At 70.5% G+C, this 18,651-nt stretch carries 11 protein-coding genes and 1 pseudogene; 8 read left to right on the top strand and 4 right to left on the bottom strand.

Annotation, left to right across the window (positions count from 1 at the left end; genetic code table 11):
* Positions 1-148: 148 nt before the first annotated feature.
* From O3438_RS28075 to O3438_RS28055, 5 genes are all read left to right on the top strand, one after another.
* Complete coding sequence (locus O3438_RS28075; protein WP_088987922.1) at positions 149-742, top strand: hypothetical protein; 594 nt, start codon at positions 149-151, stop codon at positions 740-742.
* Between the two features lie 11 nt (positions 743-753).
* Entirely contained in the window at positions 754-1,692 is a 939-nt protein-coding gene (locus O3438_RS28070; RefSeq protein WP_269682615.1) for a hypothetical protein, read from the top strand.
* 174 nt (positions 1,693-1,866) lie between these two features.
* Complete coding sequence (locus tag O3438_RS28065; protein WP_269682614.1) at positions 1,867-3,525, top strand: sodium:solute symporter family protein; 1,659 nt, start codon at positions 1,867-1,869, stop codon at positions 3,523-3,525.
* Positions 3,526-3,541: 16 nt separating this feature from the next.
* Entirely contained in the window at positions 3,542-3,850 is a 309-nt protein-coding gene (locus O3438_RS28060) for a hypothetical protein (RefSeq protein ID WP_269682613.1), read from the top strand.
* 82 nt (positions 3,851-3,932) lie between these two features.
* On the top strand, positions 3,933-4,319 hold the full coding sequence (locus O3438_RS28055) for a hypothetical protein (protein WP_269682612.1): 387 nt from the start codon (positions 3,933-3,935) through the stop codon (positions 4,317-4,319).
* 121 nt (positions 4,320-4,440) lie between these two features.
* On the opposite strand, the gene O3438_RS28050 is transcribed toward O3438_RS28055, so the two are convergent.
* Positions 4,441-6,225 carry a glycoside hydrolase family 6 protein gene (locus tag O3438_RS28050; RefSeq protein ID WP_269682611.1) on the bottom strand — a complete coding sequence of 595 codons (1,785 nt, stop codon included), beginning with the start codon at positions 6,223-6,225 and terminating at the stop codon, positions 4,441-4,443.
* Between the two features lie 615 nt (positions 6,226-6,840).
* On the opposite strand from O3438_RS28050, the gene O3438_RS28045 reads away from it, so the two are divergent.
* Positions 6,841-8,037, top strand: coding sequence for a hypothetical protein (locus O3438_RS28045; protein ID WP_269682610.1), 1,197 nt, complete (start codon positions 6,841-6,843; stop codon positions 8,035-8,037).
* A 1-nt stretch (position 8,038) separates the two neighbouring features.
* Positions 8,039-8,731: a class F sortase gene (locus O3438_RS28040; protein ID WP_269682609.1), complete on the top strand. Its 693-nt coding sequence runs from the start codon at positions 8,039-8,041 to the stop codon at positions 8,729-8,731.
* A 72-nt stretch (positions 8,732-8,803) separates the two neighbouring features.
* Here O3438_RS28040 and O3438_RS28035 read toward each other — a convergent pair whose 3' ends face one another.
* A complete protein-coding gene (locus O3438_RS28035) occupies positions 8,804-13,885 on the bottom strand; it encodes an NAD-glutamate dehydrogenase (RefSeq protein ID WP_269682608.1) in 5,082 nt (1,693 codons plus the stop codon).
* A 289-nt stretch (positions 13,886-14,174) separates the two neighbouring features.
* On the opposite strand from O3438_RS28035, the gene O3438_RS28030 reads away from it, so the two are divergent.
* Entirely contained in the window at positions 14,175-16,139 is a 1,965-nt protein-coding gene (locus O3438_RS28030) for a penicillin-binding transpeptidase domain-containing protein (protein WP_269682607.1), read from the top strand.
* 502 nt (positions 16,140-16,641) lie between these two features.
* Here the strand turns inward: O3438_RS28030 and O3438_RS28025 are convergent.
* Both O3438_RS28025 and O3438_RS28020 read right to left on the bottom strand, forming a co-directional pair.
* Positions 16,642-17,634: pseudogene (locus O3438_RS28025) on the bottom strand (arginase family protein); the annotation flags it as partial.
* A gap of 66 nt (positions 17,635-17,700) precedes the next feature.
* Positions 17,701-18,615, bottom strand: a complete 915-nt coding sequence (locus O3438_RS28020; RefSeq protein ID WP_269682606.1) for a tetratricopeptide repeat protein — start codon at positions 18,613-18,615, stop codon at positions 17,701-17,703.
* Positions 18,616-18,651 lie beyond the last annotated feature (36 nt).

Genomic DNA, 18,651 nt, shown 5'->3' with positions numbered 1-18,651 from the left:
TTTTCTGGAACCAGTCAAGTTTCAGCGGCGCGGCGGTTGCTGCGCCCTCCTCGGCGGGGGCGAGCTGCGTCCCTCGTCAGGAAAGTGTCCCGGATCGGGATTGGCGATCAGTGTGCGGAGGGAATACCAGATGACGAAGGAGGAGCCCATGTCGCCCACTCAGGTAATCGTCATCGTGCTCGTCGTGCTGGTGGTCGTCGCGGCGCTGGCCGTGGCCGTCCGGTCGCTGGGCCGCCGTCGCGCGTTGCGCGACCGTTTCGGGCCGGAGTACGACCGGGTGGTGGCCGAGCAGGACAGCCGGTCCGCCGCGGAGCGCGAGCTGCGCGATCGGGAACGCCGGCACGCCGAACTCTCGCTCACCCCGCTCAGCCCGGAGTCCCGGGCTCGCTACAGCGCCGCCTGGGAGGAGCTCCAGGTCCGCTTCATCGACTCGCCCGGCGAGACGGTGGGCGACGCCGACGAACTGGTCACCCGGCTCATCGAGGAGCGGGGCTACCCGACCGGGGACTTCTCCGACCAGATCGCGCACCTCTCCGTCGAGCACGCGCGCACGCTGACCAACTACCGGGACGCGCACGACATCCACCTGCGCAACACCCGGGGCGAGGCGAGCACCGAGGAGCTTCGGCAGGCGGTCGTGCACTACCGGGCGCTCTTCGCCGACCTGCTCGGCGAGGAACCGCTCGGCCACCGTACGCCCGAACAGCGCCACCACCCGGACCACGACGCCACGAGCCGCTGAGGAGGCCACCGATGCGCCAGGAAGAGCAGCAGGTGAGCAACGACCACCCGGAGGCGGTTCGCTCCGCGCCCGTGCCGGTACCCCCGGCCGGCGATCGGGTCGGCCGCTCCGACGTCCCGGAGGACGCCCTCGACGAGCGGGGCACCTTCGACGACCAGGGCACCGACCACGACCGGACCACCGACCACGACGGGACCACCGACGCGGAGCGGACGAACGGCACCGAACGGGACACCGCTGACGATCTGGCCGGCGAGGAGCGGAATCCGCGCCACCGGCGCGACGACCGGTCCACCGACGCGGAAGAGTTCCACGAGCCGGGGCCGCTGCCGACGACGTTCGGCGCGACCACTGTGGCCGACGCGGTGGCCGCGTCCGCGCTGGCCAGCCCGCGTCCACAGGACCAGCCGGATCCCCGCGCGGAGCGGACGGCCCAGCCCGGCGACGGCGCCGAGGACGGCGAGCGGGAGGGCCTGCGCGCCGACCCGACCGCCGAGCTGCACCGCCGCGACACCGGCGTCGACGACGCACGGCCCGACGCGGACGCGGCCGGCTACGGCAGTGCGACACCGGAGATGGTCGACCCGGACGCGGACGGCGAAACGGTCCACACCGAGGACAACGGCACCTCGCTGGAATCCGCCGGGACGTCGCGCCCCGCCGGGTCGACAGTCGCCACCGCGGCGGCCACGCTGTTGGACACGGACACCGCCCAGGGCTTCCGGGACCGCTGGCGCGACGTGCAGTTGCGTTTCGTCGACGATCCGCACGCGGCGGCCGGCGAGGCGCAGTCGCTGGTGGAGGAGGCCATCCAGGCCCTCTCCTCGGCGCTGGCCGCGCAGAAGACCACGCTGGGCGGGTGGCAGGACGCCGGCTCGACCGACACCGAACAACTGCGGGTGGCGGTGCGCAACTACCGGGACTTCCTGGACCGCGTACTGGGCCGCTGATCCACACGACCAACGGGGGCGCCTCGGCCGAATTCGGCCGAGGCGCCCCCGTGTTGTCGGAGCGCCCGATCGGCCCGTAACTCACCGGATTCGTCCACCGGGTGTGAAACCGCGCGGACGGGGTAATAGGCGGCGCGGTAAATCGGCGTGGAGGTCCGGACGAGGAGTGACGGCATGGACGGCGACGGTCTTCGGCTGAACATGAACGGGCTGGACTACCTGATTCTCGCCCTGTATTTCGTGACCGTCCTCGGCGTCGGCTTCGCCGCCCGCCGGGCGATCCGGACCAGCGTCGACTTCTTCCTCTCCGGTCGGTCCCTGCCGGCCTGGGTGACCGGTCTCGCCTTCGTCTCGGCGAACCTGGGCGCGCTGGAGATCATCGGTATGGCGGCCAACGGCGCCCAGTACGGCGTGATGACGGTCCACTACTACTGGATCGGCGCGGTGCCGGCGATGGTCTTCCTGGGCATCGTGATGATGCCCTTCTACTACGGCTCGAAGGTGCGCAGCGTCCCGGAGTACCTGCGGTTGCGGTTCAACCGCCCCACCCACCTGCTGAACGCGCTCAGCTTCGCCGTCGCCCAGGTGTTGATCGCCGGGGTGAACCTCTACGCGCTGGCCCTGGTCATGCAGGCGCTGCTCGGCTGGCCACTCTGGACGGCGATCGTGGTCGGCGCGGCGATCGTGCTGGCGTACATCACCATCGGCGGGCTCTCCGGGGCGATCTACAACGAGGTGCTTCAGTTCTTCGTCATCCTCGCCGGCCTCATCCCGGTCACCGTGATCGGCCTGGTCAAGGTCGGCGGCTGGAACGGCCTGATGGACGCGGTCGCCGACTCCAAGCTCGGTGAGGCCGGCCTGCACGCGTGGCAGGACACCGGCAGCACGGCCAACCCCCTGGGCGCACACTGGATCGGCATCGTCTTCGGCCTCGGCTTCGTGCTCTCGTTCGGCTACTGGACGACGAACTTCGCCGAGGTGCAACGGGCCCTCTCGGCGAAGAACATGAGCGCCGCCCGGCGTACGCCGATCATCGCCGCGTACCCGAAGCTGTTCATTCCCCTGGTCACGGTGATCCCCGGCCTGGTGGCCCTGGTCACGGTGAAGGGGCTCGGCGCGGAGAGCGGCGACCTGCAGTACAACAACGCCATACCACTGCTGATGCGCGACCTGCTCCCCAACGGCGTGCTCGGGGTCGCGGTCACCGGCCTGCTCGCCTCGTTCATGGCCGGCATGGCGGCCAACGTGAGCGGCTTCAACACCGTCTTCACCTACGACATCTGGCAGGCGTACGTCCGTCGCGACCGCTCGGACGAGTACTACCTGCGCGTCGGCCGGTGGGCGACGGTCGCCGCCGTGGTGATCGGCATCGGCACCGCGTTCATCGCGGCCGGGTTCAGCAACATCATGAACTACATCCAGGCGCTCTTCTCCGTCTTCAACGCGCCGCTGTTCGCCACCTTCATCATCGGCATGTTCTGGAAGCGGATGACCGCGCTGGCCGGCTTCTGGTCGCTGCTGCTGGGCACCCTGGTGTCGCTCAGCCTCTACCTGCTCTACAAGGGTGGAGTGATCCACTTCAACTCGGACCTGGAGGAGAGCTTCTGGGGCGCCGGTCTCGCGTTCGTCACGGCGGTGGTGGTCGCGGCGATCATCACCCCGCTCACCGCCCCGAAGCGCGACGAGGAACTGCGGGGGCTGGTGTACGGCATCGGCGGCGTCGACCTCAAGGGTGACGTGCTCGCCGGAGACGCTGTCTGGTACCGCTCCCCGGTGCTGCTCGGCGTGATCGCGGTCGCGCTGGCCGCTCTCTTCTACATCCCGGTCTTCTAGGAAAGGGGTTGGGCTGATGAGCAACGACGGCCAGCCGGCGAAGGACCCGCTGATCGACGAGACGCAGGCGGAGCAGCGGCGTTCCGCAGCCGCCCGACTGTTCGACATCCGCCGGGTGATCGGTGGCCTCTTCGTCGCCTACGGGGTGATCGTGACGCTGATCGGCGTCTTCGACAGTCGGGCCGAGATCGACAAGGCCGAAGGTGTCCGGATCAACCTGTGGGCTGGGCTGGCGATGCTCGCCTTCGGCCTGCTCATGCTGCTCTGGCAGTGGTTGCGCCCGGCGGAGCCGCCGGCCCCCAACGAGCAGCAGCCCGGCAGCTGACCGCCGGCCGGGGCGGCATGAGGGCGGCACGAGGGGGTACGCGAGGGAATCAGGCACCGTGTCGGACACAGGAGGCAGCACCATGACCGATCGCGATCGCCAACCGCCGTTGGAGGAGAGCCCGGAGGTGGCCTCGGCGGTGGACGACGACATCACCGTCACGCAGCTGCGGACCGGAGGCGGCCCGGACCAGGACAACCCGTCCTTCGCCGAACCTCACAGCCGGCCGGACGACCTCGCGCCGGACACCGACGACCTGATCGGCGACCCGTACGCCGCCGGCACCGGGGCGACCGGGACGGGCACCGGCGCCGGCGGGGACAACATCCGCACCGGGGCGGAGCAGCAGTGGGAGCCGGAGGACCTGGTGCTGGCCCGTGGACAGGACCTCACCCCGGCGAACCTGGACAAGGCGCGCCGCGACCTGGCCGAGCAGGGCCAGGCGGCGATCGAGCGCACCGTGCCCTGACCTGAGCACGAAGGGGGGTCCCCGACCCGACCAGAGCGGTCGGGCCGGGGACCCGGGGGGAACCAGCCGCCGGCAGTGCCTCACCTACTGCCGGTGGCGGGTTGGTGTGGAAGCGTTCCGGTCAGAGAGCCGGGTACGCGTTGCGCATGAGCTCCTGGAACTGGGCGGAGAACCACGCACCGGAGATCGGCGCGTCGGCCAGGGCACCCGACGGGTTGTTGCCGTTGCGGGCGTTGCCGCCGTAGGTCGGGTCGCACATCCGGTCGAAGCCCTTGCCCTCGTTGTTCGGGATCTCCTTGCTGGAGCCGTCCGACTCGCCCGGAGGCTTCACCCAGACGTAGGCGTCGATGCCCGTGGCCGGGGCCACCCGAGGCCGCTCACCGAGACCGGCGCCGGCCTGGTTGCACCAGTTGCCGAGGTGCGCCCGACGGTCGATGCGGCCACCGTTGACGTACGTGTCGACGCTCGTCGTCGCACCCGGGCCGGTGGGCCGGGCGGAGCCGCCCCAACCGTTGCGGGAGGTGTCGATGAGCATGCCGATGTTGGAGTTGAAGCCCAACGAGACCAGCTTGGTCCGGAACGCCTGGGCGAACGACAGCTCGTCGACGTAGTAGTTCCAGTCGACCCACTTGGACTGCCGCACCGTCTGGCCGTTCACGTTGTCGGTGACCTTGAAGTACGGCTCCTGCAGCGCCGAGTAGTTGGCGGTGTTGGTGATGAAGCCGTGCACGTTGTTGACGGTGCTGCCGGAGGCCACAGCGGCGGTCTTCAGGATCTCGGCGGACGGGTTGAAGTTGCTGTCCCAACCGAGCCAACCGTGGTGCCCGGAGTCGATGTAGTTGTAGACGTTGCCGATCGCGCCCAGCTTGGCGAGGGCGTAGCCGACGCCGTTGACGTAGGCGCCGTTGGCCTTGACCGTGTCGCACATGACCGTGCCGCCGGGCTGACCGGAGGTGTTGGTCACGAGGTTCGGCAGCGAGTCGATCTCGATGATGTTGATGATCCGCAGGCTGCTGTACTTCGACTGACCCTGGATCGCGGCGATCGGGTCGATGTACTCGGCCTTGTACCTCGGCAGTTCGTCCGGCCCCAGCTCACCGTTGGAGGCGAGCGCCGAGCAGTCCCGGCCGGGCAGGTTGTAGATGACGAACTGGATGTAGCCGGCACCCTGGCGAAGCGCCTCGTCCAGGTGCTCCTTCACCCCGAAGGCACCGTTTGAGCTGCTGTCCGGCGTGCCGTTGATCGCGGCGATCCGGTCCAGCCAGACGGCGGTGGGGTTGTTGGAGACCCGGCTTCCGCCGGGCTCGGCGTCCGCCTTGGCCTTCCACTCCGGGTTCACGTAGCCGCGCACCCCGGCGTACGGGTTGTCGACCTTGGTGCCGGGCGGCGGGGTGGTCGTGGGCGGCGGGTCGGTCGGCGGCGGGTCGGTGGGCGGCGGGTCGGTCGGCGGGGGCGTCGTGGTCGGCGGGGTGGTGGTGCCACCGTTGCAGACCACGCCGTTCAGGGTGAACGAGGTCGGCTTCGGGTTGCTGCCGCTCCACGCGCCGTTGAAGCCCAGGGTCGTCGACGCCCCGGTGCCGAGGTTGCCGTTGTAGGACATGCTCCGGGCGGTCACCTGGCTGCCGGACTGGGTGTACGTGGCCGACCAGCCCTGCTGTACCCGCTGGCTGGAGTTGGGGAAGGTCCAGCCCAGGGTCCAGCCGTTGACCGGGTCACCGAGGTTCTTGATGGTGATGTTCGCGGTGAAGCCGCCCTGCCAGTCGTTGGTCGTGTACGCGATGTCGCACTGCGTCGCGGCCTGCGCCGCGGTAACCGGAATCGTCACCAGCCCACCGGCGACCAGGGCGCCCGCGCCCGCGAGCGCAAGGGCCCGGCGTGGGCCGGTCAGCCTTCTCCACACATTCATGCCACTGATCTCCTTGGGCGAGACCGGGCTCTGGTACGGCCCGGCGAGACGGCCCGGTGAGCGTCCTGTGACGGACGGCCGCCGGCGCCAACGGGATTTCGGGGGTGCCCGGCCCGGACGGGCGAGGGTGGTGGTGGTGCGTGACCGACCGGTGCAGCGGCCGATCCTTCGGCGGGACGTCGCCCGGCGAACCGGTGCCCTCGACTCCCTGCCTGCGCGGTGTGGCTCTCCGAACCGCGTTCGCCGATTCTTACATGGGAGCGCTTCCATGGCAATGGCTCGATGCGTCGGGGCGGAGATCAGCGCTGTTGCCGTTTCGGACGATACCCCCGGACCCTCTCGCTCGGCACCTGACGGGACGGTGCCTGGCGGTACCGGACGACGAGCGATGGCGGACCACGCCGAGCCCCAGACACCGCGCTGCGCCCGGGACGGACCTCCGGGGCCTGAGGCGGCACTCAGAGCGGCGAAGGCCGCTTACCCCCTGTTCAGCGCCTACCTGGAGCAAAAGCCAAAACGCGAATCTTTCACTTCATAAGTCATGAAACGGTCTAACGTCGGTCTTAGCTCGGTTGTCGCCGGGCTCAGGACAACAGGGATGGAGTGACGCAGGTCATGGCTAAGAAGATGCTCGGGAAGGTCGTAGCGGGCGCCGCGCTCGGCGGCGCGTCGCTCCTGGTGTTCGCGCCGGGGATCGCGTTCGCCGACGGTCACCACGACGGCGGCAAGGACCGCGACGGCAAGGTCTACGCCAAGCCGCACGTGGTCAAGGCCGGCGAAGAGGTCAAGCTCCTCGAGATCTGCCCGGATCGGCAGGAGCACGCGTACGTGTGGTCCAAGGTCACCGGCAAGGTCAATCTCAAGCCGGTGCGTGACGACCGGGGCGAGGACCGCGAGTGGGGCGAGGAGGAGGACTCCCGCGACCACGACAAGGGCAAGGACGAGCACGGCAAGGACGACAAGGGCAAGGACCACGAGGGCAAGGACGAAAACGGCAAGGACGAGCACGGTAAGGACGACAAGGGCAAGGACGAGCACGGCAAGGACGACAAGGGCAAGGACCACGAGGGCAAGGACGAGAACGGCAAGGACAAGCCGCAGCCCGGCGGCCAGGGTGGCGGCGCTGCCGCCGACGCTCTCGGCGACGAGGGTGGCAAGGACTGGAAGGGTGAGGAGCACGGCCAGGACGCGGACGACAGCCGCGACAAGAAGGACTGGGAGTCCAAGGACGAAGGCAAGAAGGACTGGGAGTCCAACGGCCACGGCTCCGACGAGTACGGCTCGGACAAGGGCTGGGAGAACAAGGGCCACGGCTCCGACGAATACGGCTCGGACAAGGGCGGCAGCTACGGCTCCGACGAGCGCGGCTCCGACGAGTACGGCTCCGACGAGTACGGCTCCGACAAGGGCTGGGAGAACAAGGGCCACGGCTCCGACGAATACGGCTCGGACAAGGGCGGCAGCTACGGCTCCGACGAGCGCGGCTCCGACGAGTACGGCTCCGACAAGGGCTGGGACTCCGAGGACCGTGGCTCGGACGAGCGCAGCTGGGACAAGGAGCGCGAGTTCGTCTACTACGGCGAGGCCAAGGTCGACAAGGACGCCAAGCCGGGTCGCTACGAGCTCAAGGGCTCGTGCGGCGAGGGCGAGCTCGTCGTGCTGCCGCACGGCGGTGTCGACGGTGGTGACGGTGGCGCCAGCACCGGCACCGACCGTGGCCTGGCCACCGGCGGGGCGGGCCTGCTCGGCGCTGCCGCGCTGGGCGGGATCGTGCTAATGCGTCGTCGGCGGACCGATGGTTCGCTCGTCTGACGTGACGACGACACGGGCCGGCGGCCGTCACGGGAAACCGTGGCGTGCCGCCGGCGCGGCCGTCGTCGTCACCATGGCCATGATCGGCGCCGGCATGATCGGCGCTTCCCTGAAGACCACGCCCGCTCCCCGACCGCCGCAGCCGTTGGCCCAGGCCGGCCCCGACGCCTCCCGACCGGCGACCACCCCGGACGCCCCGACCGACGGGCAGCCGGTCGGGGACGCCCCGGCCGGGCTGGCACGTTCCGCGCCGACCACCATCGAGATTCCCCGGATCGGCGTCAACGCGACGATCATGTCGTTGGGCACCAACCCGGACGGCACCGTCCAGGTCCCCCCGCTGGACCAGGCCGACAAAGCCGGTTGGTACGAGCCGGGCGCCAGCCCGGGCGAGACAGGTAACGCGGTGATCGTCGGGCACGTGGACTCGGCGGTGCTCGGCCCGGCCGTCTTCTTCGACCTCGGCGCCCTCGTCCAGGGCGACACCATCACGGTGCGACGGACCGACGGCGTGCCCGCCACCTTCACCGTGGACTCGGTGACGTCGTACCCGAAGACGGCCTTCCCCACCGAGTTGGTGTACGGACCCAGCGACCGGCCCAGCCTGCGGGTGGTCACCTGCGGCGGTCAGTTCGACGAGGTCGCCAAGAGCTACCCGGACAACATCGTCGTCTTCGCCACCCTGGCGGCGTGACCAGCGACGAACGAGAGCGGTCCGGCCGATCGGGGCGACCCGATCGGCCGGACCGCGTCCGGCGTACCTGACTCAGGCGGCTGCGGAGGTCCGCACCAGGGTGCGGATCTGGCGCAGCAGCACCGAGAGGGCGGCGAGATCCGCCCGCGACTCGTCGAACTCCCCCATCGCGCGACGGGCGCGGTGGATCGAGGTCGCGTTCGACTGCTCCCACTGCTGCACCCGCTCGTGCGGCGGCAGGTCGTCCGGGGTGGAGTCGAGCACCTCGGCGGTGAGAGCGGCCAGCGCGGCGTACAGGTCGTAGCGCAGCGCCATCCGGGCGAGCGTCTGCCAGCGGTCCTCCCGAGGCAGCAGGGAGATCTTCGACAGCAGGGAGTCCACCCGGAAGAGGTCGGACAGCACGAAGTAGACCGAGGCCACCTCGCTGACATCCCGACCGCTGGAGTTGGCGGTCTCCACCACGTCCATCAGACCGAAGCTGTACATCAGCCGGGTCGCCCGCTCGGCCAGCTCGCGGGGCAGCCCACGCTCGGTCATCGAGTCCATGTGCGCGGCGATGCCCTGCCGCTCGTTGCCGTAGAACAGCTCCTCGAGCCCCGGCAACAGCCGCGTGACACCGTCGCGCAGCCGGGAGATCTCGGCCGGCACGTCGATCGGCGAGCGCCGGTTGGAGACCAGCCACCGCACCGCACGGTCGAGCAGCCGACGGGTGTCCAGGTAGACACTCGTCTGCAACTCGGGCGCCACCTTGTTGTCCAGCGCCTCGACCGCGTCCCACAGGTCGCGCAGGCCGAACACCTCGCTGACCACCACGTACGCCCGGATCACGTCGGCGGCGCTGGCCGCGGTCTCCTCGACCACCCGGAAGATGAACGAGATGCCGCCCCGGTTGATCGCCTCGTTGACGAGCACAGTGGTGACGATGTCCCGGCGCAGCCGGTGCCGGCCCATCCGCTCGGCGAACCGCTCACGCATCGGCGTCGGGAAGTAGTTGACCAAGACCTCGGTCGTCCACTCCTCGTCCGCCAACCCCTCGGTGAGGATCTCCCGCTCCAGGACGATCTTCACGTACGCGAGCAGCACCGCGAACTCCGGCGCGGTCAGCCCGGACTCGCTGCGCACCGCCAACTCCTCGTCCGGCGGCAGTGCCTCCAGCGCCCGGTCCAACCCACCCGAACGCTCCAACTCGTTGATCATCCGGCGGTGCACCGGGAGCAGCGAGGCGGCCTGGGCCTGGGCGTTGTTGATCGCCCGAGCCTGGTCGTAGTTGTCCCGCAGCACCAGCTCCGCGACCTCGTCGGTCATCCCGGCGAGCAGCTCGTCCCGGTCGGCCATGGTCAACTCGCCGTCGGCAACGGCGGTGTTCAGCAGGATCTTGATGTTCACCTCGTGGTCGGAGGTGTCCACCCCGGCGGCGTTGTCGATGAAGTCCGTGTAGATCCGGCCACCGGTCAACGCGTACTCGATCCGGCCGAGCTGGGTCCAGCCCAGGTTTCCGCCCTCGCCCGCCACCCGGCAGCGCAGGTCGCGCCCGTCCACCCGGATCGCGTCGTTGGACTTGTCGCCCACCTCGGCGTTGGTCTGGCTCGACGCCTTGACGTAGGTGCCGATGCCGCCGTTCCAGAAGAGATCCACCGGAGCGGTGACGATCGCCTTCATCAGGTCCTGTGGCGACATCTGCGTGACGTCGTCGCCCAGGCCGATCGCCGCCCGGACCTGCGGCGTGATCGGGATCGACTTCGCGGTACGCGGGAAGATGCCGCCACCGGCCGAGATCAGCTCCGGGTTGTAGTCCTCCCAGGAGGAACGGGGCAGCTCGAACAGCCGCCGCCGTTCCGCGTACGAGGTGGCCGCGTCCGGCTCCGGGTCGAGGAAGATGTGCCGGTGGTCGAAGGCGGCCACCAGCCGGATGTGCTCGGACAGCAGCATCCCGTTGCCGAACACGTCGCCGGACATGTCGCCGACGCCGACCACTGTGAAGTCCTGGGTCTGGGTGTCCAGGCCCAGCTCCCGGAAGTGCCGCTTGACCGACTCCCAGGCGCCGCGGGCGGTGATGCCCATCTTCTTGTGGTCGTAGCCGGCCGAACCGCCGGAGGCGAACGCGTCGCCCATCCAGAAGTTGTGGGCCTTGGAGATCTCGTTGGCGATGTCGGAGAACGTCGCCGTGCCCTTGTCGGCCGCCACCACCAGGTACGGATCGTCGCCGTCGTGCCGGACGACGTCCTCGGGCGGCACGATCTGCCCGCTGGCGATGTTGTCGGTGACGTCCAGCATCGCGCCGACGAACTCCTGGTAGCAGGCGACGGCCTCGTCCCGGTCACCCGGCTTCTGCTTCAACACGAAGCCGCCCTTGGCGCCCACCGGCACGATCACGGTGTTCTTCACCATCTGCGCCTTGACCAGGCCGAGCACCTCGGTCCGGAAGTCCTCCCGACGGTCCGACCAGCGCAACCCGCCCCGGGCCACCGGCCCGAACCGCAGGTGCACACCCTCGAAGCGCGGCGAGTAGACGAAGATCTCGAACTTCGGTCGCGGCGCCGGCAGGTCCGGAATGGCCTGCGGGTCCAGCTTGAACGCCACGTACGCCTTGGGACGCCCGTCGGCGCGCTTCTGGTAGAAGCTGGTCCGCAGGGTCGCCTCGATCACCGTCAGGTACGAGCGCAGGATCCGGTCCTGGTCGAGGCTGGCCACGTCGTCCAGCGCGCCCCGGATCGTCTCCACCAGCTCACCGCTGCGCTGCTGCCGCTGCTCGTTGGTCTGCTCGCCCGGCGCGAACCGGGTCTCGAACAGCTCCACCAGCAACGCGGCGAGCTTCGGGTACGCGATGAAGGTCTGCTCCATGTAGTCCTGCGAGAAGACCGTGCCGGCCTGCCGCAGGTACTTCGCGTACGCCCGCAGCACCACCACCTGCCGCCAGGTCAGACCGCCGCGCAGCACCAGCTCGTTGAACCGGTCCACCTCGGCCTCGCCGCGCCAGGCCGCCGCGAACGCGTTCTCCACGTGCGGGCGCACCTCGGCCAGCTCGTGGTGCCCCTCGGGCAGCATGAGGCCGAAGTCGTACAGGTAGACCCGACCGTCGATCCGGTCCACCTCGTACGGGTGCTCGTCGACCACGCGTACGCCGAGCGAGTGCAGCACGGGCAGCACGGCGGAGAGCATCATCGGTTCGCCGTACCGGTAGACCTTGAACCGGACGTCCATGGCCTCGGCGAGGTCCGCACCGGGCACCCGCGTGCCCGGCCGGGGCGCGAGCTGCTTGCGGAACAGGTGCATCTCCAGCTGGCCGGGCTCCTCCAGCAGCTCCAGCTTCGCCAGGTCCTTCATCGCCTCGTACGGCGTGTGCCCGTCCTTGTAACCCTCCGGGAACGCGTCGGCGTACCGGGTGAACAGGTGCTTGGCCTGCTCGTCGCCGAGCTTGCGCTCCAGCACCAACCGGTAGTCGTCGTCCCAGAGCCGCGTCGCGTCGGCCAACTCCTCGGCCAGCAGATCGGCGTCGATGTCGCCCGGCGGTCGGGTCGGGTCGGTGCGGACGATGAAGTGCACCCGAGCGAGCATCGACTCGGTGACCCGGGTGGTGTAGTCCACGCCGACGCCGTTCAGCTCGCGCAACAGGATGTCCTGCATGCGCAGCCGGTTCTGGGTGGTGAACCGGTCCCGGGGCAGGTAGATCAGGCAGGAGATGAACCGCCCGTACGCGTCCCGACGCAGGAACACCCGCAACTGCCGACGCCCGGCCATGCGCAGCACGCCGATCACCGCGTGGTACAGGTCGTCGGTCTTGATCTGGAACAGCTCGTCGCGCGGGTACGTCTCCAGGATCTGGATCAGATCCTTGCCGGAGTGGCTGCGCTGGCTGAGGCCGGAGCGGTCCAGCACCTCGGCCACCTTGCGGCGTACCACCGGCAGTTCCCGGACGCTGGTCCGGTACGCGGCCGTGGAGAACAGGCCCAGGAAACGCCGCTCGCCGATCACCTCGCCGGCCGCGTTGAAGATCTTGAAGCCGATGTAGTCGAGGTAGGCCGAGCGGTGCACCGTCGCCCGCGAGTTGGCCTTGGTGATGATGAGCAGGCGCTTCTCCAGCACCTTCTCGTGCGCCTCGGGCGTCATCGACGACAGTGACCGCGCGTCCGGCGAATCGGAGCGCAGGATGCCCAGGCCGGTGCCGAGCACCGCCTCCAGCGCCTTGCCGTCGACCGGGTCGGTTGTGTCACCCCCGGGGGCGTCCACCAACCGGTACTCGCGGTAGCCGAGGAAGGTGAAGTGGTCGTGGGCGAGCCACCGCAGCAACTCCACCGAGTCGGTGATGTCCTTCTCCGGCACCGGCGGACGGTTGTCGGAGGTGCGGGTCGACGCCAGCTCGTCGGCGAGCGCGAGGGCACGCTGACGCATCTTCGGCCAGTCCTCGACGGCCTCCCGCACGTCGGTGAGCACCCGCTGCAGCTCACGGCGCAGCCGCTCCCGCTCGGACACGTCCCGGACCGGGTCGATCTCGATCCGCATCCAGCTCTCGATGATGTCGCCGGCGATCGCGTCGTCCGGCTCCACGTCCGCGGAGACCTCGGTGAGTCGGCCCAGCGGCTCACGCCGGACCACCACGAGCGGGTGCACCAGCAGGTGCACATCGAGGTGGTAGGAGTTGAGCAGCGCGGTCACCGAGTCGACCAGGAACGGCATGTCGTCGGTGACGATCTCGACGACCGTGTGGTGCTGGTCGGCATGCGGTTCGTGGATCCGCAGCTTCAACTCGCCCGGAACCCGCTGCTGGGCGAGGTCCCGGTGCGCCCGGGCCGCGTCGAGCATCTCCTCGGCCGTGAACCCGACCAACTCCTCATCCGGCGCGAAGCGCCAGAAACGGCCGACAAGTGTCGCCGCGTCGTGATCGTCCCCCGCGAGCGCGACAGCCTGGGCCACCAGACGCTCCGCGTTGGGAACGGGCTCGTCGAGCTCGGCGTCCTCCACGTCGTCGGCCAACACCTCAGTCGGTAGGCCCAGATCGTAGATGGTGTCGATGCTCGACCCGGTCAGCCCCGTCACTCCCACGTCGAGCCGGCCGTAGCCGTCCCCGTCGGTCGCCGAATCGAAGCTGTCGTCGTCCCGGCCAGAGTCATCCTGCCGGAGGTCGGGTTCCGGTTTGATCGCCGGACGCCGGTCCATCGGTGCCACTCCCCTCGACCCACCGCGTTGTGGGTCACTCTGCCGCCCAGCCTAGGCCCTGCCGTTCTGCGCCTTCGTCGGCGGACCACTAGCCAGACGTCCGGATCGGGACTTTGTCCTTTCACCCGTTGCGGGTCCGAGGTTGGCCGGCTGCGGGATACCCCGCCACGCGATGTTCATCACACGGGCTCGGCCCGTCTTTGGCCGCGCCCGCGCTCCTGCGGGACGTTGGGGACGGCGCTCGCGTATTACCGTGCGGGGGCACTCTGAGATCGGAAGGACCAGCTCCATGCCGTTGTCGTACCCCCGGCCCCACCGGCCGAACCACGCCCGCCGTCTGATTGCCGCCCTCACCACCGCGGCGCTCACGGCGGGTGTCCTGGCCGGCTGCTCGGGTGACGACGGGCCGGAGCGCACCGTCGACGCGTTCCTCTCCGGCTGGCGCAGCGGTGACCTCCAGGCGGTCGGCCTGATCGACCCGACCGGCAGCAAGCTGCCGTCGGCCGAGGTGACACGCGAGATCAAGGAGCTCTCCGGTGAGTTGGCGGCCACCCCGCCGAAACTGACGCGCCGCGGCGAGCCGAAGGTCACGGCAGACATCGCGACCGCTACCGTCCAGGTGGAGTGGACCCTGCCGGGTGACACCCGCTGGACGTACGACCGGGAGGTACGCCTCGCCCAGGGCGACGGCGACCAGTGGCAGGTGATCTGGGAGCCACGGGTGATGCACGAGCAGCTCACCAAGGGTGACCGGATGGCTTTGCGCCGCGACGCCAGTGCCCGGGCCGGTGTGCTGGACAGCGCCGGGAACCCGATCGTGACTCCCCGCCCGGTGGTGCGGGTCGGTGTGCAGCCCAACGGGGTCGCCGACATCAAGGCCCTCGTCAAGGAGCTCGACGCCGCGTTCAAGGCGATCCGTCCGGCGTTGGTTCCCGCAGTCGACCTGAGCGACCTGCCCAAGCGGGTGGCCGAGGCCGAGCCGGGCGCCTTCGTCGAGGTGGTGTCGCTGCGCGAGGAGGCGTACCGGCAGATCAAGCCCCGGATCTACGACCTGCCCGGCACCAAGTTCATCTCCGGCAAGGTCGACCTGGCACCGACCCGGGAGTTCGCCCGGGCGGTGCTCGGCACTGTCGACCCGGCGCAGGCGGACGACCTCGCCGCACACCCGGACCGGTACGTCGCCGGTGACCTGGTCGGGCACGGCGGGTTGCAGGGGCGCTACGACGAACGGCTACGGGGCGGCCCGGGGCTGACCGTGGTGGTCGAGCGTCCCATCGAGGGCGGCAAGCTGGAGCCGACCGGCGCGGAGCTGTTCCGTCGGGAGCCGCAGCCCGGCCAGCCGCTGAAGACCACGCTGGACACCGCGGTCCAGAACGCGGCCGACGGTTCCCTGCGTGCCGAGTCCCGCCGATCCGCTCTGGTGGCCGTCCGGATCAGCGACGGCGCGGTGCTCGCCGCGGCGAACGGTCCCGGGCCGGCCGGTGAGAACCTCGCCTTCAACGCCCAGGTGCCGCCGGGCTCCACGTTCAAGATGGTCAGCACACTGGGCCTGCTGGATCGGGGCGCGGTCACTCTGGACGGGCCGGTGGCCTGCCCGAAGACCTTCACCGTGGACGGTCGGTCCTTCAAGAACTCCGACAACTTCGAGCTCGGCTCGGTGCCGTTCCGCACCGACTTCGCCAAGTCCTGCAACACCGCGTTCGCCTCGCTCGCCCCGAAGCTCGGCGGCGACGGGCTGGCCGCCGCCGGCCGCTCGCTGGGCCTGGAGGGTCAGTGGGACATCGGCGCGGACGCCTTCACCGGCAAGGTGTCGACGGGCGGCAGCCTCGCCGAGCAGGCCGCCGCCTCGTTCGGGCAGGGCACCACGCTGGTCAGCCCGTTGGCCATGGCCGGTGCCACAGCTGCCGTCGCCCGAGGCCGCTTCGAACAGCCGAAGCTGGTGCTCGATCCGGCGCCGGCCAAGCCCGCCCCGGCGGGCGAGCAGCTCAAGCCGGAATCGGTCACCGCGCTGAAGTCGATGATGCGCGAGGTGGTCACCTCCGGCACGGGCAGCGCCCTCAAGGATGTGCCGGGTGAGGTCTACGGCAAGACCGGCACCGCCGAGTACGACGACAACCCGGCCCACACCCACGCGTGGTTCGTGGGGTGGCGGGGCGATGTCGCCTTCGCCGTGTTCGTGGAGAAGGGCGGCGCCAGCACGGCGTCGGCCGTGCCGATCGCCGAGCGCTTCCTCCGCGCTCTCCCGGCGGCCTGACCTCGACCGCGCCCCGGCGCGCCGAGCGGTGGCCCTCGGCGCAGTGATCAACACGAGATCGGCGATGTGGCGGTTTCCAACGACGGGGACACCCCCACATCGCCGATGTCGTGTCGATCAACCCGGCCGCGAGTCGATCAGCGCCGTGCGGACCGCGAGCGAGTCAGGCTGTGTCGGCTTTGTGCAAATCTGCACCGTTTTCGCTGGCAGAGTTCGGGCCCGAAGAGTCCTGAGCGGGGGTCGAGGTTCGCCGGAGCAGCCCCGGGCCGGCCGAAGCGGGCGGGCCGACCGGTTCGCGCTCGACCGTAGCCGGGAGCACGGCGGCCACCCCGGACGGCTCGGCGTAGGCAGGTCCAGGAATGCCCGACCGCTCCACCTCGACCGTGCCGTCCCTGCCGGCATCAGCCATCCCGTTACCGGAGCCGTCCACGGCGGCAAGACCCACAGCGCCGAGCCCGTCCAGCCGCTCCACACCGCCGGCCCGCTCCACACCGCCGGCCCGCTCCACACGGTCGGTGGAAGCGGCCCGCCGTGGGCTGGGCGTCGGTCGGGCCGACAGCAGTCGGGGAGGCACCGCCTCCGGGGCGGTGACCGGGGCCAGGCCGGCGACCACCGTGTTGACGATCTCGGCGGCGTACGAGCCGTCCGGGTCGTAGTCGGGGTCGAAGACGGTCAGCTCGACGCCGAGGCAGTGCGGGGTGTCGACCAGGCCGGCGAGGAGGATCTCCAGCTCGGCGAAGGCGATACCGCCCGGGTCGGGGGCGTCCACGGCGGGCATCACCGCGGGGTCGAGCACGTCCACGTCGATGTGCACCCAGTAGCCCGCGCAGTCGGCGAGCTGCTCGTGCGCCCACTGGGCCGTGCGGGCGGCGCCTTCGGCCCGTAGCGCGGGCACCGGGCGGGTGGTGATCCCGGCGGCCTGGAGGTCGAGCCGGTACTCGTCCTGAGCGCGGATGCCGAGCACCACCACGTCGATGTCGCGGAAGTAGGGGCGGCGTCCCTCCAGCGCGGCCAGGTCGGCCTGCCCCCGCCCGGTGACGAGGGCGAGGTCCTCGCCGGCGGCGGCACCGACGTAGGAGGCGTTGCCGGGATGCCGGAAGTCGGAGTGCCCGTCGACGAAGACCAGCCCGATCCGCCCGCCGACGGCCTCGCCGAGGCGGTGCATGGCCAGCGCCGAGCCGAGCAGCACCGAGCAGTCGCCACCCAGCACCACGGGGAACTCTCCCCGGTCGATGATCGAGCCGATCCGTTCGGCGAGCGCCAGCGAGTAGTCGGCGATCTCCCGGGCGTGGCAGACCCCGTCGCCGGGCCGCCAGTCGCCCGGGTCGTAGCGGGGTGGGGTGACGCAGCCGGCGTCGCGGGCCCGCAGCCGGGGTAGCAGGTCGTGGTCGCGCAGAGCGCCGGGCGCCTTGGCGCAGCCGGGGACGGACGTGGACGTCGGCGGCCGCAGGCCAAGGTTTGTCGGCGCGTCGAGGACGGCGATCCGGCGCATCATGAGCTCCCGTCCTCGGTGGTCGGGCGGGCCGGCCGGAGCGCCGGCCCGCGCTGGCGTGCTACGAACTCAGAACAGGGCGCTGGCCAGGGCCCGACGCGCCGAGGCGACCGCCGGATCGTCCGGGCCGGCGATGGAGAAGAGTGAGACCAGGTGCTGGCGCACCGTCTCGCGGTCCTCGCCGGCGGTGCGCCGGACCAGACCGACGAGCCGGGAGTATGCCTGCTCGGCGAGGCCGCTGAGCACCTCGATGTCGGCGGCCAGCAGCTGGGCGGCCACGTCGTCGGGGGCGCTCTCGGCGGCGGCCAGGGCGGCGGCGGGGTCCGCTCCGGCCACCCGGCGGGCCACCCCGACCTGGGCCAGACCGGCCGTCGCCGCCGCGTCCGCCGGCGCGTCCGCGAGGATCTTGCGGTACGCCTGCTCGGCGGCGTCGAGGTCACCGCTCATCAGCGCGTCGTCCGCCTCGTCGAGGCGGGGGTCCTCCGGCTCGGCGACCGTCACGCCGCCGGCCTTGAGCACGGCCTGGAGCCACTGCCGCAGCTGCGCCTCGGGCACGACCCCGGAGAAGGCGTCGACCGGCTGGCCGCCGACGACCGCGTAGACCATGGGGATGCCCTGGACCCGGAACATCTGGGCGATGCGCGGATTTTCCTGCACGTCGACCCGTGCCAGCACCCAGCTGCCGCCGCCCTCGGCGTTCAGTCGCTCCAACACCGGGGCGAACTCGTCGCTCTCCGGGAAGCCGGCGGCGCCGAAGAACACGACGACGGGCATGGCCATCGACCGTTCGAGCACGTCGGACTGGATGGTCGCCTCGGTGACGTCGACGATGGCGGTGGTACCGCCGGCGGCGGGCGCGCCGTTGGACGGGCCGCCCTGTGGGGGCGTGCCGGGGCGGGAGCTGGCTGGTGCGGGGCCGCGCAGTGTGCTGAGGTCGACCGCGCCGCGGGTGAAGATCGACGAGGTGATCCGTGGGTCGCTCATGGTTACCTAGTCTCGCACGTGAGCCCGAATTCTCAG

Origin of the sequence: Micromonospora sp. WMMC250 (assembly GCF_027460215.1) — a bacterium.
Lineage (GTDB): Bacteria > Actinomycetota > Actinomycetes > Mycobacteriales > Micromonosporaceae > Micromonospora > Micromonospora taraxaci.
The sequence above is the reverse complement of the archived record's forward strand: the minus strand, read 5'-3'. Positions and strand labels throughout refer to the sequence as shown.